The organism is Pseudoxanthomonas sp. GW835-FHT14C01, from assembly GCF_058793715.1.
In genome coordinates, this window is sequence record NZ_JBXAGB010000001.1 from 35,805 (window position 1) to 48,256 (window position 12,452).

General features: G+C 67.6%; 14 protein-coding genes. 8 read left to right on the forward strand and 6 right to left on the reverse strand.

Annotated features, from left to right (window positions below):
- Window positions 1–3: 3 nt before the first annotated feature.
- From AC1Q5B_RS00145 to AC1Q5B_RS00160, 4 genes are all read right to left on the reverse strand, one after another.
- Window positions 4–489, reverse strand: coding sequence for a hypothetical protein (locus AC1Q5B_RS00145; RefSeq protein WP_492629735.1), 486 nt, complete (start codon window positions 487–489; stop codon window positions 4–6).
- On the reverse strand, window positions 486–977 hold the full coding sequence (locus tag AC1Q5B_RS00150) for an RNA polymerase sigma factor (protein ID WP_492630917.1): 492 nt from the start codon (window positions 975–977) through the stop codon (window positions 486–488). Before AC1Q5B_RS00150 ends, AC1Q5B_RS00145 begins: the two co-directional genes overlap by 4 nt.
- 310 nt (window positions 978–1,287) lie before the next feature.
- Window positions 1,288–3,078, reverse strand: coding sequence for a phosphoenolpyruvate carboxykinase (GTP) (locus AC1Q5B_RS00155; protein ID WP_492629736.1), 1,791 nt, complete (start codon window positions 3,076–3,078; stop codon window positions 1,288–1,290).
- A 556-nt stretch (window positions 3,079–3,634) separates the two neighbouring features.
- The gene (locus tag AC1Q5B_RS00160; protein WP_492629737.1) at window positions 3,635–4,378 is read right to left on the reverse strand and encodes a helix-turn-helix domain-containing protein; all 744 of its coding nucleotides are present in this window, start codon (window positions 4,376–4,378) and stop codon (window positions 3,635–3,637) included.
- A gap of 109 nt (window positions 4,379–4,487) precedes the next feature.
- Here AC1Q5B_RS00160 and AC1Q5B_RS00165 point away from each other — a divergent pair, with 109 nt between their 5' ends.
- The 4 genes from AC1Q5B_RS00165 to AC1Q5B_RS00180 all read left to right on the forward strand — a co-directional run bounded on the left by AC1Q5B_RS00165 (window position 4,488) and on the right by AC1Q5B_RS00180 (window position 6,716).
- Window positions 4,488–4,934, forward strand: a complete 447-nt coding sequence (locus tag AC1Q5B_RS00165) for a hypothetical protein (protein ID WP_492629738.1) — start codon at window positions 4,488–4,490, stop codon at window positions 4,932–4,934.
- A gap of 4 nt (window positions 4,935–4,938) precedes the next feature.
- Window positions 4,939–5,757 (forward strand): DUF2145 domain-containing protein, encoded by an 819-nt coding sequence (locus tag AC1Q5B_RS00170; protein WP_492629739.1) that lies wholly within the window; start codon window positions 4,939–4,941, stop codon window positions 5,755–5,757.
- An 18-nt stretch (window positions 5,758–5,775) separates the two neighbouring features.
- On the forward strand, window positions 5,776–6,189 hold the full coding sequence (locus tag AC1Q5B_RS00175) for a hypothetical protein (protein ID WP_492629740.1): 414 nt from the start codon (window positions 5,776–5,778) through the stop codon (window positions 6,187–6,189).
- 74 nt (window positions 6,190–6,263) lie between these two features.
- Window positions 6,264–6,716 carry a hypothetical protein gene (locus tag AC1Q5B_RS00180; protein WP_492629741.1) on the forward strand — a complete coding sequence of 151 codons (453 nt, stop codon included), beginning with the start codon at window positions 6,264–6,266 and terminating at the stop codon, window positions 6,714–6,716.
- Between the two features lie 89 nt (window positions 6,717–6,805).
- Here the strand turns inward: AC1Q5B_RS00180 and AC1Q5B_RS00185 are convergent, their stop codons facing one another.
- Window positions 6,806–7,405, reverse strand: coding sequence for a TetR/AcrR family transcriptional regulator (locus AC1Q5B_RS00185; RefSeq protein ID WP_225589231.1), 600 nt, complete (start codon window positions 7,403–7,405; stop codon window positions 6,806–6,808).
- Between the two features lie 146 nt (window positions 7,406–7,551).
- On the opposite strand from AC1Q5B_RS00185, the gene AC1Q5B_RS00190 reads away from it, so the two are divergent.
- The 4 genes from AC1Q5B_RS00190 to AC1Q5B_RS00205 all read left to right on the forward strand — a co-directional run bounded on the left by AC1Q5B_RS00190 (window position 7,552) and on the right by AC1Q5B_RS00205 (window position 12,023).
- Window positions 7,552–8,511 carry an alpha/beta fold hydrolase gene (locus AC1Q5B_RS00190; RefSeq protein ID WP_492629742.1) on the forward strand — a complete coding sequence of 320 codons (960 nt, stop codon included), beginning with the start codon at window positions 7,552–7,554 and terminating at the stop codon, window positions 8,509–8,511.
- Window positions 8,508–10,985 (forward strand): acyl-CoA dehydrogenase, encoded by a 2,478-nt coding sequence (locus AC1Q5B_RS00195; protein ID WP_492629743.1) that lies wholly within the window; start codon window positions 8,508–8,510, stop codon window positions 10,983–10,985. Before AC1Q5B_RS00190 ends, AC1Q5B_RS00195 begins: the two co-directional genes overlap by 4 nt.
- A gap of 188 nt (window positions 10,986–11,173) precedes the next feature.
- On the forward strand, window positions 11,174–11,653 hold the full coding sequence (locus AC1Q5B_RS00200; protein ID WP_492629744.1) for a hotdog fold domain-containing protein: 480 nt from the start codon (window positions 11,174–11,176) through the stop codon (window positions 11,651–11,653).
- Between the two features lies 1 nt (window position 11,654).
- Window positions 11,655–12,023, forward strand: coding sequence for a hypothetical protein (locus AC1Q5B_RS00205; protein WP_492629745.1), 369 nt, complete (start codon window positions 11,655–11,657; stop codon window positions 12,021–12,023).
- A gap of 22 nt (window positions 12,024–12,045) precedes the next feature.
- Here the strand turns inward: AC1Q5B_RS00205 and AC1Q5B_RS00210 are convergent, their stop codons facing one another.
- Complete coding sequence (locus AC1Q5B_RS00210) at window positions 12,046–12,396, reverse strand: DUF1304 domain-containing protein (protein ID WP_492629746.1); 351 nt, start codon at window positions 12,394–12,396, stop codon at window positions 12,046–12,048.
- Window positions 12,397–12,452 lie beyond the last annotated feature (56 nt).

Consider the following 12,452-nt stretch of genomic DNA (forward strand, 5'->3'; position numbering starts at 1 on the left):
TCCTCAGGTCATGACCGCGCGCTGGGTCAAGGCCAGGCGTCGGGCGTAGGTGCGGCGCAGCTGTTCCAGCAGGAAGCGCGCCTGGGGATCGGTGGCGATGGCGTGGCGGATCTCGGCCGCGCTCTGGTCCAGCGCATGCAGCGCCGGCGCGTAGTCGGGCGAAGCCTTGGCCTGCGCATCCATCTGCGCCAGCGCACCGGTGTAGTCGCGCGTCATCGCCGCGGCTTCGCGCTGGATCAGCGCATCGCCATCGGGCGCACGCTGCAGCTGCCAGGTCATCGTGACGGCCAGCAGGACGGAAGCCGCCAGGGCGAACGGGGCCACCCGGCGGCGGCGCGACGCCTGCGCAGCGGGCCTCTGCGGGGCTGCGGCGAGCCTGGCGGCAATGTCGGGCCACAGGTCGCGCGAGGGCGGCGCGTCCTGGCGCAGGCCGCGCAACTGCCAGCGCAGCGCGTCGTCGGACAACGGGGAGGGATCGTGGGGGGTCATGCGTGTGCTCCTAGACGCTCGCGCAGCAGGTGCCGCGCGCGGTGCAACTGGGCTTTCGAACTGCCGACCGCCATGCCCAGTTCGGCGGCGATCTCTTCATGCTTCCAGCCTTCGACGTCGTACAGCACCAGCACGGCGCGGGCGCGGGGCGGCAGCGTGGCGACGGCGCGCTCCAGATCCATCGACAGCGCCGTGCCCTGCCCCGCGCTGTCGGCCAGACCCATTCCGTCCAGCGCATCCTCGTCGTCGTCGAAGCGTGGGCCGCTACGGCGGCTGCGCAGCTCCATCAGCGCGGTGTTCACTGCCAGCCGGTGCAGCCAGGTGCCAAAGGCGCTCTCGAAGCGGAACGCCGGCAGTGCCTGCCAGGCTCGTACGAATGCTTCCTGCGTCAGGTCCTCCGCCCGTACGCCGTGCTGGCCCACCAGTCGCTGGATGACGCCATGGATGCGGCCGGCATGGCGCCGGTACAGTGCCTCGAAGGCCCGCATGTCCCCCGTGGCCGCCGAGCGCGCCAGGACGGTGTCCTGGGCGGTGGCGTCCTCGGGGGTGAGGCAGTCGGCGAAAGGGTCGATCACGGCATTCAGCATACTGACTAGGATGCGGGCGGGTGGGCGAAGGTTTAGAACGACGGCGGCGTTTTTTGAAGCGGGCCTCCCGGATCGCGCGCGGACAAAGCCCCTCTCTCTGCGGGAGAGGGGCTTGAAGCCTTCATCCCCTGTTGCCTCCCAAGAAAAAGCCCCGCGACCTCCGGGGTGGAGGCGGCGGGGCTTGCGCAGGAAAGGTGCGCGAGGCGGGGAATCAGGGTGCCAGGCGGGCGGCGATGCGCTGCTGTTCGTCCTTCAGCGCCTGCGGGGTGCGGGCGCCGAATTCCTGCAGGTAGTCGCCGATGCTGGCGAACTCGGCCTGCCAGCCGGCGCGATCGAACCCGAACAGCAGGTCGTGCGCTTCGTCGCTCAGGGCCACGCCGTCCAGGTTGAGGTCCTCGGCGCGCGGCAGGTGGCCGATCGGTGTCTCCACCGCGTCGGCGGTGCCCTCAACGCGGCGGATCATCCACTCCAGCACGCGCAGGTTCTCGCCGAAACCGGGCCACAGGAATTTGCCGTCGCCGCCCTTGCGGAACCAGTTCACGTGGAAGATTTTCGGCAGCTTGGCATTGGCGCCATCGAACGACAGCCAGTGCGCGAAGTAGTCGGCGAAGTTGTAGCCGCAGAACGGCTTCATCGCCATCGGATCGCGGCGCATCACACCGACCGCGCCGGTGGCGGCGGCGGTGGTTTCCGACCCCATCGCCGCGCCGACCAGCACGCCGTGCGTCCAGTCGCGCGCTTCGAACACCAATGGCACCAGCGAGGCGCGACGGCCACCGAAGACAATGGCGGAAATCGGCACGCCCTGCGGGTCCTCGGCCTTGGCCGAGTAGCTGGGGCACTGCCGCGCCGCCACGCTGAAGCGCGAGTTGGGATGCGCGGCCGGGCCGTTGGCCGGGTCGTACTTGCGGCCCTGCCAGTCCAGCGACGGCGTGCGCGAATCCAGGCCTTCCCACCACGGCTCCTGCTCGTCGGTGACGGCGACGTTGGTGAAGATGGTGTGGTGGCTGATCGTGGCCAGCGCGTTCGGATTGGAGTTGTCCGAGGTGCCGGGCGCCACGCCGAAGAAGCCGGCTTCCGGATTGATCGCGTACAGGCGGTCGTCGGCGCCAGGGCGCATCCAGCAGATGTCGTCACCGACGGTCCACACCTTCCACCCGGCCTGGCGATAGCCTTCCGGCGGAATCAGCATCGCCAGGTTGGTCTTGCCGCAGGCCGACGGGAACGCGGCGGCGATGTAGTGCGTCTCGCCCTGCGGGTTCTCGATGCCGACGATCAGCATGTGCTCGGCCAGCCAGCCTTCGCTGCGCGCCTGGTGCGAGGCGATGCGCAGCGCGTGGCACTTCTTGCCCAGCAGCGCGTTGCCGCCGTAGCCGGAGCCGAAGCTCTGGATGGTCAGCTCGTCGGGGAAATGCATGATGAAGCGGCGGTCCGGATCCAGCTCGCCGGTCGAGTGCAGGCCCTTCACGAACGTCCCTTCGCGCTCGATGCGCGCCAGGGCCGGCGCACCCATGCGGGTCATGATGCGCATGTTCGCCACCACGTACGGCGAATCGGTGATCTCCACGCCGCAGCGCGACAGCGGCGAATCGATCGGACCCATGCAGTAGGGAATGACATACAGCGTGCGCCCGCGCATGCAGCCGGCGAACAGCGCGTCCATCTTCGCGTGCGCCTCCGCCGGGGCCATCCAGTGGTTGTTGGGGCCGGCGTCTTCCTGCTGCGGGGTGCAGACGAAGGTCAGATGCTCCACCCGCGCCACGTCGCTCGGGCTGGAGCGGTGCAGCCAGCTGTGCGGGTGGGTTTCCGGGTTCAGCGGCAGCAGGGTGCCGTCGGCCAGCATCTGCCTGGTCAGCACCGCGTTCTCGGCATCGCTGCCGTCGCACCAGTGGATGCGGTCGGGTTGGGTGAGCGCGGCGACCTCCGCAACCCAGGCATTCAACGCGTCCAGCGAACTGCCCGGAAATTCGTTGCGTTTGAAAACATCGACCGCTGCGTTCATGCCCCGCCCTCGAAAAGTGAGACCAAAATGATACCAATGTCCTGTCCTTCAGACGAGGAGAACGCGGCCGCGGTCGGCGGGCGGTCAGGTCAAGGCGGCGACGGGGGGGCCAGAGGTCAGCAGGGCATCCCGGAATCCGGTGAGGGGGAGGACAGGCGACCGGCCGGGGCAAAACGGCCCAACGATCGGCCTCATCGACCGGCGGATGGCTTCCGGATAGCCGGCGATGACCTCCGACAGGCCGCCTCCCGGGCTCGGAAACCCCGCCATCGTGCGCGGACGGCGGACGATCGACCTCGGAATGCCAAGGCTGAAGCCCTGCGCTCCCGTCGATGGTTTTTGGAGCCCCATCGATGGCCCCGGCCGTGCCATCGACCGGGCCCCGACGCCTATCGATCGCGCGCCGGAAGCCCGCATTCGGGCGCCAGAACCCATCGATGAAGCGGTCAGGGCCAGCGAGATGGCGCTCGACGCGCGATCGATGGAGCCCGGAACCCCATCACTGCGGTTCCGGGCCCGGCCTTCGGGCGTCGGCGCTCGATCGCGCCCGTGGCGCTCACCCCTCGCGCGAACGCCGGTACGGATTGAACAGCTGCAGCAGCCAGGGCTTCTGCGCCAGCACCAGGCTGACGCCCACGCGGTCTTCCGCGGGCAGCGTGGCGTCGCGGGCGAGCAGCGCGTCGAACTCGCGCGCCACTTCTTCCAGCCGCTGCCGCAGCTGCTTCACCCCGTCGATGCTCAGGCTGCCGCTGAGCAGCAGCAGTGCATCCTGCTCGCCGTCGAACGGATCGGCGAAGTAGTCGGTCAGCAAGGTGTGGCGGAAATAGCGCTCCATCGGTCCGTCGGCGCGCCAGCGGAAGTTGCGCGCGGTCAGCGCGCGCCCGCGGTTGCCAGGCATCAGCTCGATGATCTCCAGCCGGTCCAGCTTCACCAGCAATCCCGTCCACTGCGCGGGCGTGAAGCCGAAGTGGCCCATCACATCGTCCTGCCGCCAACGGTTGAGGGTGAGGAACAGCGCCATCAGCAATCGCGGATCGTCGACGAGCGCCTGTTCCTGCGCCTCGCTCAACTGCGCCATCGCCTTGCGTCCGCGCGAGGCTTCGGCGCTGAGTTCGGCCAGGCCCACATCAAGCACGTCGCAGATCTGTTCGAGCCGCTGCAGGCTCATGGCGCGGCGCGAGAACATGCGCTTCACCGCCGCCTCGCTCATGCGGATGCGGGCAGCGAGTTCGCGGTAAGTCAGGTTCTGCGCGCGCAGGCAACGCTTCAATGCATCGATCAGATCGACCGAGACGGCCATCGGTAGCGGATTCCTATACCGGTTGATGCGCCGGAGCTTACCTCGTCGATGGCGGTTGAACACCGGTGCCGGCCGCATCCAAGGTGCGCCGACGCCGCAGGAGCCCGCCATGACCCGCCTGATCGCCCGTTCGCTGACCCTTGCCCTGGCCGCCGCGCTGTCCGGCGGCCTCGCCCTGCCGGCGCCGGCCGCGCCGCAATCCGACGGCGCCAGCCGGATGTCGGAGGCCAGCCTGGCGGCCTCCATCGAGGTGCCGGTCGCGGTGATCCACGCGCTGGGCCACGGTGCTTCTGCGGTGGTCGCCGGCGTCGCGGTGGTGGCCGGCAGTGTGGCGGTGACAGTGTCCGTCGCGGCGGCAGGCGTGGTGGCCGGCGCGTCCTTCGTGGTCTACCTGAGTGCGGAACTGGTCAAGCGCCTGGGCATCGCCATCGGCGCGGCGATCAGCGTGGCGGCGGTGTCGACGGGATGGATCCTCAGCGCGGCCGGTGAAGCGCTGTGCTTCATCGCCAACGATGCCGCCCGCCCCCACATCCACAGCCATCGCTACGGCGGGTAATCGCATGATGCGCGCACTCGCGGCGTTCTGTTTCGTCTTCGTCCTCGCGCTGCCAGGGACGGCACGCGCGGGCGATGCCTGCAAGCAGATGGACATGCCACCGTCCAAGGTGGCTGAGGCGGCACGGACCGCGCTGCTCGCCGCGCAACAGCTGGACGAGGTGGATGCGCCGGTCGCGCTGATCGCGCGCGTCGGCACCGACCTGTCGAAGCAGGGACTGGTGTACAGCCACGCCGGCTTCGCGGTGCGCGACCACGCGCACGGGCGCTGGACCGTCGTGCACCTGCTCAACGAATGCGGCAGCGATCGCTCAGGCCTGTATACGCAGGGGCTGGTGAATTTCTTCGCCGACGATCTGGTGAACCAGGACCTGCGCATCGTGTGGTTCGCGCCGGACGTCGCCGACCGGCTGGCCGCGCGCCTGCAGCAGATGCCGCGCCACAGCCTGCATCACCCACGCTACAACCTGATCGCCCGTCCCGGCAGCGAGGACTACCAGAATTCCACCGCGTGGATCGTGGAAGTGATGGCCGCCGCTCTCGCCGACCGCGGCATCTACGACCGCCGCAGTGCGTATGCGTTCGCGCGCGGCGATGGCTTCGTCCCCGACACCGTGCACATCGCGTATTCCAAGCGAGTGCTGGGCGGGCTGTTCTCGGCCAACACCGACTTCACCGACCACTCCGTGAGCACGCGCCTGTCCGGCGACTACCCGGTCGTCACCGTGCGTTCGATCTTCCGTTGGCTGGAGCGCAGCGGGTATGTGCGCGAGCAGCGGGAATGGCGGGGTGGTGTGCGGCAGTCCGCGATGGGACCGGCGTAATCCCAAGAGGAGATCGACATGTTCCTGACCCTGCTTGCCGTCACCTTGCTGCTGTCCGCCGCCGTCGCCTGGAGCGTGACGTGGATGTTCTCCAAGCCGATCGATCGCATCCTCACCCGCATCATCGCCGACGACATCAGCAAGGCGTGGCTGCGTTACATGCAGTTCGCCGTCCTCGTGGTCGGCGTGTCGTCCGGCGTGCGCATCCACGAACTGGAGCGCTATATCACCGCGCCGCAGTGGATGGACAAGGACAAGGCGGAGATCATCGTCCTGACCACCGAACGCTGGGTGCTGGAGGTGTATCGCACCGTCATCGAGACGCTTCAGGGTATCGCCTGGATGCTGCTGGCGTTCTTCGCGGTGGCGCTGCTGGCGTACGTGATGGTGCGATTGTCGGAATTGAAGCGGGCAGCGTCCGCTACACCGTAGGGCGGGCCTTGGCCCGCCATCGACACGGCGCGCGTGGCCGCGCAGCCCGGACAACGCGAACAAGGGGATCATCGATGATTGCCAGATTCGTTGCCTTACTGGCGACGCTCCTGCTGGCCGGCTGCTACATGGTCAGCTACGAAGATGTCAGCCGTGATCCGAAGTACGCGAGCTATGTAGGTGCCGAATACAGGACGACGGCCGATATGACGGTCTATCGCGTAAGCATGGATCAGAACTATGGTCCGTCGCCGAGCGCCTACATGATCGTTCCGCCACCCGGCTTCGATGGACCGGAGGTCATCTCCACGGCACGTTTCCCGGAAGGATCCACCGTAAAGATCCTGACGATCCAGCGATGCACAGATTGCTTTCTGGATGCCGAGCCAAGAGTCCACGCGACGGTGCGTGTCACCTCGACGACGCAGTTCGATGATCTGGAAGTACGTGCTGGCCTGGGCCTGCTGTCTTCGCACATGCAGGCCACGCGGTGGGCCGATCCGGGCAGCGCAACGTCATCACAGTAGTCAGCACCCTGGTCTCAACCCAGGGAGGTCCTCAGCCTGCCGTCGATACGAAGATCACGCGCGGTGGGCCAAGGCCCACCCTACGGAACTCAGGTCGGGATCAACGTCGAGATGACGTGTTCGAGATACGTCTCGAACTCTTCCGAGGTCATGCGCGGCTGCTGCAACTGCAGCGACAACTGCAGGAAGCCGACGTAGGCCGCGTAGGCCAGGCGCGCGCGATGCGTGGCGTCGGTGCGCTGCAGGCCTGCCTGGCGGAACATCGCCACCAGGTAATCGAGGCGGCGCTGCGAGATGCGGTCGATCACGGGCTGCACGGCTGGATGGTCCAGCGCCTTCAGCAGCTCGCTGTAGATGATGTGCGGTTTGACCTCATGGCCGACCAGCTGGAACAGCGCACGCAGGCGCTCGCGCGGATCGGCGACCTTCTCCAGGCTGCCGAAGATGTTCTCCTGCTCCCCCACTTCCCAGCGCTCCAGCGCTGCCTGCAGCAGCGCATCGCGGGAGGGGAAATGCCAGTAGAAGCTGCCCTTGGTGACCCCCAGCCGGCGCGCCAGCGGTTCCACCGCCACCGCCGACACACCCTGCTCCGCGATCAGGTCGAGGGCCGCCTGTGCCCAGTCGTCCGCACTCAGGCGGGCGTTGCGGGTGGGCGTGCTGGCGGGTGTTTCCGGGCTGGGTGTGCTCATGGTCCGCATTTAACCATACGCCGAGGTGTGTAGCGGTATGTATGTTGCGATGCACAACAAATAAAGCCAAATCAATCGGTTGCATGTGAAACCCGGGCGTTCAAACCGATTGACTGCTCTAAATGCGACAACCCATACTAGGCCGTATGGTCATTCCGACTTCATCCGCCCTCGCGACCTCGCCCATCGTTACCGGCGCGGGAGCGGATCGCGTGCTGAACGGACAGGGGGATGTCGCATTGGCGACCCGCCGCTTCCCCTCGCCCCGTGCACTGCAGAGCCATCCGGCGCTTATCTATGCGCACGGCTTCGGCCAGACCGGGGGTGCCTGGAGCCGCACCGGCGAACGGATGGCCGCACAGGGCTATGCCGGCCTCGCCTATGACGCCCGCGGCCATGGCGGCTCGGACCGCAACGCCGCCGATGTCCCCTATACCGGCGACCAGTTCGCCGACGACCTGATCGTCGTGGCCGGCGAACAGCCCGAACCGCCCGTGCTGGTCGGCGCGTCGATGGGCGGACTGTTCGGCCTGATCGCCGAATCGCGCTGGCCCGGCTTGTTCCGCGCGATGGTGCTGGTCGACATCACCCCGCGCTGGGAGCATGCCGGCCTGCAGCGCATCCTCGCCTTCATGACGGCCTTCCCGGACGGTTTCGATTCACTGGAACATGCGGCCGACACCATCGCCGCCTACCAGCCGCAACGCCGCACCCGCAAATCCGCCGACGACCTGCGCGAACTGCTGCGCGAGGGCGACGACGGACGCTGGCGCTGGCACTGGGATCCGCGCCTGGTCGACGAACTGGCGCGCGACAGCGCCCGGCACCAGGACACCATCGCCGACGCGGCGCGCCGCGTACGGTGCCCGGTGCTGCTGATCAGCGGCGGCCGCAGCGACCTGGTCTCCGAGAAGACCGTCGAAGAGTTCAAGACGCTGGTGCCGCATGCGCGCCACGTACACCTGCCGCAGGCCACGCACATGGTGGCCGGCGACGACAACGACGCATTTACCGCCACCGTGCTGGAATACTTGGCAGGCCTGTCGGCCACGCCGGGTAACGCCGAATCCGATGTAACCGAATCCGTGTCCGGAGCAACGCCATGAGCATCGTCATCCCCTTCCTCGCCTTCCTGCTGGCGGGCGCGTTCGCCGCGTACCACCGGATCCGGCTCGCCTACTGGGCGGCGATCACCGCCAGCCTGCTGGTCGCGTGCTGGCTGCTGGGCGCCAACCCCACCGCCACCGTCGTCGCGGCGCTGGTCGTGGTGGCGATCGCGGTGCCGCTGCTGATCCCGGCGATCCGCAAGCCGCTGATCACCGCGCCGGCGCTGGGCTTCCTGCGCCGCGCGCTGCCGCCGCTGTCGCAGACCGAGCGCATCGCGCTGGAAACCGGCTCGGTGGGTTTCGAAGGCGACCTGTTCACCGGCGACCCGGACTGGAACAAGCTGCTGGCCTATCCGAAGCCGCAACTCACGGAAGAAGAGCAGGCATTCCTGGACGGTCCGGTCGAAGAGCTGTGCCGGATGACCAACGACTGGGAAATCACCCATATCCACGCCGACCTGCCGCCGGAGCTGTGGGACTTCATCAAGAAGAACAAGTTCTTCGGCATGATCATCCCGAAACAGTACGGCGGCCTGGGCTTCTCTGCGCTGGCGCACCACAAGGTCATCCAGAAGATCGCCTCGGTCAGCAGCGTGGTCAGTTCCACCGTCGGCGTGCCCAACTCGCTGGGTCCGGGTGAACTGCTCAACCACTATGGCACGCAGGAACAGAAGGACTATTACCTGCCGCGCCTGGCGATCGGCCAGGAAGTGCCTTGCTTCGGCCTGACCGGTCCGTTCGCCGGCTCCGACGCCACATCGATCCCGGACTACGGCATCGTCTGCAAGGGCGAATGGAACGGCGCCAACGTGCTGGGCATCCGCCTGACCTTCGACAAGCGCTACATCACGCTGGCGCCGGTCGCCACGATCATCGGCCTGGCGTTCCGCATGTACGACCCGGACGGCCTGATCGGCGATACGCGCGACATCGGCATCACCCTGGCGCTGCTGCCGCGCGATACCGAGGGCGTCGACGTCGGCCGTCGCCACTTTCCGCTCAACTCGCCTTTCCAGAACGGCCCGATCCACGGCAAGGACGTGTTCATTCCGCTCAGCCAGCTGATCGGTGGCGTGGAGATGGCCGGCAAGGGCTGGAACATGCTCAACGAGTGCCTCGCCGTGGGCCGCTCGATCACCCTGCCCTCCACCGCCAGCGGCGGCGCGAAGGCCGGCGCGCGCGTCACTGGCGCGTATGCGCGCATCCGCAAGCAGTTCGGCCTGTCGGTCGGCCGCTTCGAAGGCGTGGAAGAGGCACTGGCCCGCATCGGCGGCAAGGCCTATGCGATCAGCGCGCTGTCGCAGGCCACCGCCGCGGCGGTGGATCGCGGCGACGTGCCGTCGGTGCCGTCGGCGATCGCCAAGTACCACTGCACCAACATGGGCCGCGACGTCGCCAAGGATGTGATGGACATCGTCGGCGGCAAGGGCATCATCCTGGGCCCGCGCAACTTCGCCGGCCGTGCGTGGCAGGCCTCGCCGATCGCGATCACGGTGGAAGGCGCGAACATCATGACGCGCAGCCTGCTGATCTTCGGCCAGGGCTCGATCCTGTGCCATCCGTACATCATGAAGGAGATGCGCGCGGCGACCGATCCGGACCCCAAGGCCGGCGTCAACGCGCTCGATGCGGCGCTGTATCCGCACATCGGCGGCGCGATCTCCAACGCGGTGCGCTCGTTCTGGTTCGGCATCACCGGCTCGAAGATCGGCGCGGCACCCGGCGATGCGTACACGAAGAAGTTCTTCCGCAAGCTCGACCGCTACGCCGCCAACCTGGCGCTGCTGACCGACATCTCGCTCGGCGCGCTGGGCGGCAAGCTGAAGTTCAAGGAATCGCTGTCGGGCCGCCTGGGCGACGTGCTGAGCCACCTGTACATGATGAGCGCGGTGCTGAAGCGCCATCACGACGAAGGCGCGCCGGAAGCCGACAAGCCGCTGCTGGCGTGGGCGTTCCACAACAGCGCGTACGAGATCGAACTCGCACTGTCGCAGGCGCTGCGCAACTTCCCGATCAAGCCGCTGGGCTGGCTGCTGTGGCCGGTGGTGTTCCCGTTCGGCCGTCGTGCCGTGGCGCCGGGCGACCGCCTGAGCCATCGCGTCGCCATGCTGCTGATGGCGCCGAACGAAGCGCGCGACCGTATCGGCCAGGGCGTGTTCCTGACCCCGTGCGACAACAACCCGGGCGGCCGCATCGATAGCTATCTGGCTGCGGCCGTCGCCGCCGAGCCGGTCGAGCGCAAGTTCCAGAAAGCGCTGAAGACCAAGGATATCGAGGCGCTGGACTACAGCGCGCAGCTGGATGAGGGTGTGCGTGAAGGCTGGATCACCGCCGACGAGCGCAAGCAGTTGGAAGAGCTGCGCGCGATCACGCTGGACACGATCACCGTGGACGACTTCGACACCCACGAACTGCGTGCGGCCAGCTTCTACGACCTGCCGCAGCACAAGCGGCACCCGCGCGAAGCGGCCTGAGGCATCTCCTGCCCTCCTCCGCCTGCGGGGAGGGCCGGGGTGGAGGCGACCGAAGCCGCCATCCCCTCTGTGTGTCGCGACACCATCCAAGGACCGTCGCGGCTTGTAGTGATCCGGCCTCACTGTCACCGCCTGCGATCCCGACCTTCTCCCACGAGCGGGGGAAGAAACCGATACGGAAGCTTCGAATGAGCGCGAACGTCCTCGAGATCTACCGCAGCCTGAGCCGCAAGCCGCTGGGCCACTGGCTGTTCTCGCGCCTCATCTGCTTCAAGGCGCCCTACTTCGCCAGCATCGCGCCGCGCATGGTGCGGCTGGAGCCGGGCCGTGGCGAGGCGACGATCCGCCACCGGCGCTCCGTCACCAACCACCTGGGCACGGTGCACGCCATTGCGCTGTGCAACCTGGCCGAGTTCGTCGGCGGCCTGACCACCGACGTCAGCATCCCGCGCTCGATGCGCTGGATTCCCAAGGGCATGACCGTCGAGTATTTGAAGAAGGCCGTGGGCGAGATGCACGCGGTGGCCACGCCGGCATTCGAACCGCGCGAATCCGCGGAAGGCTACGCGCTGCCGATGGACGTGGTGGTCAGCAATCCACAGGGCGAGCCGGTCTTCCGTGCCCGCATCGACATGTGGGTATCGCCGCGTCCGCGGAAAGACGGCTGACATGCTGCTCGCCGCCGCCACGCTGATCTTCCTGCTCGGTCTGGCGCACTCGGTGCTGGGCGAACGCTACCTGCTCACCCGCCTGTTCCGGCGGCAGGATCTGCCGAAGCTGTTCGGCGGCACCGCGTTCACTACCCGCACTCTGCGCTTCGCCTGGCACCTGACCACGGTGATCGCATGGGGGCTGGCGGCGGTCGTCCTGCAGCTCGGGGAGTTGCCCGAAGCGGCGGGACGCAGCATCGGCATGACACTTGCGATCACGCTGCTGCTGTCTTGCCTGCTGCCGCTGCTGTTCACCCGCGGGCGCCATCTGGCGTGGGTGGTGCTGTTCGCCGCAGGCGCGCTGGTACTGGCCTGGGCGATGCGTTGACGCCTGCTGTCGGCAGTGCGGACTAGCGGAGCAACACCGCGACCAGTGCCGCGATCGCCGGCAGGCCCTGCACGAAGAAGATGCGTTTGTTGACGCTCCACGCACCGTACAGCGCCGCCACGATCACGCAGAGCAGGAAGAAGACCACGACGTTCCATTGCGCGGTGCATAGGCCCCACAGCAGACCGGCGGCGAGGAAGCCGTTGTAGAGCCCCTGGTTGGCGGCGAGCACGCGGGTGGTCTCGGCCTTCTCCGGTGTGTTGCGGAAGGTCTTCAGTCCCAGCGGGCGGGTCCAGAGGAACATCTCCAGGACCAGGAAATACACGTGCAACACAGCCACCAGCACCACCAGTACCGTCGCGATCGCACCCATTCCGTTTTCCCCTTCCGTCGTATTGCAGGCAGCATAGCGGCTGCCTGCTGCGACGT

Excerpts from the sequence above, each read along its gene's own strand:
- AC1Q5B_RS00210 (WP_492629746.1), bottom strand. The coding sequence starts at position 12,396 with ATGGGTGCGATCGCGACGGTACTGGTGGTGCTGGTGGCTGTGTTGCAC.
- AC1Q5B_RS00190 (WP_492629742.1), top strand. The coding sequence starts at position 7,552 with ATGGTCATTCCGACTTCATCCGCCCTCGCGACCTCGCCCATCGTTACC.
- AC1Q5B_RS00170 (WP_492629739.1), top strand. The coding sequence starts at position 4,939 with ATGATGCGCGCACTCGCGGCGTTCTGTTTCGTCTTCGTCCTCGCGCTG.
- AC1Q5B_RS00150 (WP_492630917.1), bottom strand. The coding sequence starts at position 977 with ATGCGGGCCTTCGAGGCACTGTACCGGCGCCATGCCGGCCGCATCCAT.
- AC1Q5B_RS00200 (WP_492629744.1), top strand. The coding sequence starts at position 11,174 with ATGAGCGCGAACGTCCTCGAGATCTACCGCAGCCTGAGCCGCAAGCCG.
- AC1Q5B_RS00155 (WP_492629736.1), bottom strand. The coding sequence starts at position 3,078 with ATGAACGCAGCGGTCGATGTTTTCAAACGCAACGAATTTCCGGGCAGT.
- AC1Q5B_RS00180 (WP_492629741.1), top strand. The coding sequence starts at position 6,264 with ATGATTGCCAGATTCGTTGCCTTACTGGCGACGCTCCTGCTGGCCGGC.
- AC1Q5B_RS00205 (WP_492629745.1), top strand. The coding sequence starts at position 11,655 with ATGCTGCTCGCCGCCGCCACGCTGATCTTCCTGCTCGGTCTGGCGCAC.
- AC1Q5B_RS00195 (WP_492629743.1), top strand. The coding sequence starts at position 8,508 with ATGAGCATCGTCATCCCCTTCCTCGCCTTCCTGCTGGCGGGCGCGTTC.
- AC1Q5B_RS00175 (WP_492629740.1), top strand. The coding sequence starts at position 5,776 with ATGTTCCTGACCCTGCTTGCCGTCACCTTGCTGCTGTCCGCCGCCGTC.
- AC1Q5B_RS00185 (WP_225589231.1), bottom strand. The coding sequence starts at position 7,405 with ATGAGCACACCCAGCCCGGAAACACCCGCCAGCACGCCCACCCGCAAC.
- AC1Q5B_RS00160 (WP_492629737.1), bottom strand. The coding sequence starts at position 4,378 with ATGGCCGTCTCGGTCGATCTGATCGATGCATTGAAGCGTTGCCTGCGC.
- AC1Q5B_RS00165 (WP_492629738.1), top strand. The coding sequence starts at position 4,488 with ATGACCCGCCTGATCGCCCGTTCGCTGACCCTTGCCCTGGCCGCCGCG.
- AC1Q5B_RS00145 (WP_492629735.1), bottom strand. The coding sequence starts at position 489 with ATGACCCCCCACGATCCCTCCCCGTTGTCCGACGACGCGCTGCGCTGG.